Raw genomic sequence first — 1,450 nt, forward strand, 5'->3', positions numbered from 1 at the left:
TGATGCGACATGCCCGGACTCCGTTCCGAGATGACAAAGGAACTTGTGTGACAACAATGCCTTACGTCATCACAACATTTCCATCAAGACGTCTTTTGATACAACACTAAAAAGGTTAACGGCGTTGAGTGGCACCCGGCGAAGATCGTGAGGAAAGTTGGATGAATGCCCAACCTGCATCAGCTTCGCCCGACTGCCTATGCCCTCCTCGATTTCTGCGTTTCCGACCTCTCTGGCTCTGCTAGAATTTTCAACTCAAAATCAGTTGCCCAAAGCTCCATTGCCCCACTCGGAGTAGCGAACTCTATTTCCCACAGGTAGCACTCGGTCCCGTTTGGATTTCGTTTATGATCTCGCCTGTGAATATCTTGAATCTGGCATTCCATTGCCAGATTGCTCCAGTCAAGCGAGACCTTAACTTCGGCGGAATACTCAAAACGGATTTCGGCTGGTGCGACCACAAACTCGAAGCTTCCACCCTTCTCAATCCACTGCAGGATATAATCCAAGTCAAGAATGAGAGCATAGGCCGAGCTATCCCACCTGATTCCGTGGACATGACAGTTATGGAATCCAAGCGTCTCGAAATCTGCAACCGAGTAAACAGACTTTCCATTTGGCAAGTTCATGTCAGTTCCCCCGCTGAACCCGGAATCTCATTTGGTAAGGCAGGGTGCCATGTCCTCGCTTGCGTGGACATGCAGTTCACGTTCTCTGACGAAACGATCCGGTCTTTACGGTGTAATTCTTCCATGCTTCTATCAGTGGCCCTTGCTATCGAAGAAAGCGACGTGCCGATAGACGTCGGCGGAACTCAGGAACGGACAAGCGTCCCAGGTGAGCAGCCTGCTGAATTCGTCGGTGGCGATGCTTCCGGAATCATTGTGTGTCAGTGGCATCTGCGTCGTCATCCCCTCCGCGATTGGGGCGAGCTTCTCCTTGAATTATCTGTCTTCTGGATCTTCTTCATATCGAAATGATTAGTCATCAGCGTGGGCGCCTGATTCTGCGTTAGGATTCTGACGAATACACAAGGTGAATACAAAAAGGCTAAACGCGACAATCGTTCCTACAATGAGTCCAACAGCTAATGCACGCGTGGGCTGAGATAGATGCGATGCTAGGACATTGTCGCTGAGAGCGCCAACCAGTGCGACAGTAACACCGAACACCAGCACATTCGCAGCAACCGTATACTCTTTAGAGTTGCGGTCCGGTTTCATATGCTTCTGTCCTTGGTTGTAATGAAATGCCCCCGAAGTTTGAACCAGGCTTATGAGAGTTGGGGTTAGGTAAGTAAGTCAGTGTGCTGGAGTGGAGGAGAAGGTGGAGCCGTAGGCGGAACCTTCTCTGGAACGGAAGCACACTGAGTCGAAAATTCGGCAGGCGTCAACCCTCCAAGAGAGCTGTGCGGACGGCGGTGGTTGTAAGTCATCCGCCAGTCCTGAAT

Annotated in this window: 3 protein-coding genes; all 3 read right to left on the minus strand. The window is 50.8% G+C overall.

The features are described from left to right. Positions 1-197: 197 nt before the first annotated feature. Positions 198-629 (minus strand): hypothetical protein, encoded by a 432-nt coding sequence (locus KOR42_RS26255; RefSeq protein WP_146512749.1) that lies wholly within the window; start codon positions 627-629, stop codon positions 198-200. A gap of 132 nt (positions 630-761) precedes the next feature. Then, entirely contained in the window at positions 762-899 is a 138-nt protein-coding gene (locus tag KOR42_RS27255) for a hypothetical protein (RefSeq protein WP_197441634.1), read from the minus strand. 389 nt (positions 900-1,288) lie between these two features. Then, positions 1,289-1,450: an integrase core domain-containing protein gene (locus KOR42_RS28110; RefSeq protein WP_390620856.1), complete on the minus strand. Its 162-nt coding sequence runs from the start codon at positions 1,448-1,450 to the stop codon at positions 1,289-1,291.

It is taken from the genome of Thalassoglobus neptunius (assembly GCF_007859735.1).
GTDB lineage: Bacteria > Planctomycetota > Planctomycetia > Planctomycetales > Planctomycetaceae > Thalassoglobus > Thalassoglobus neptunius.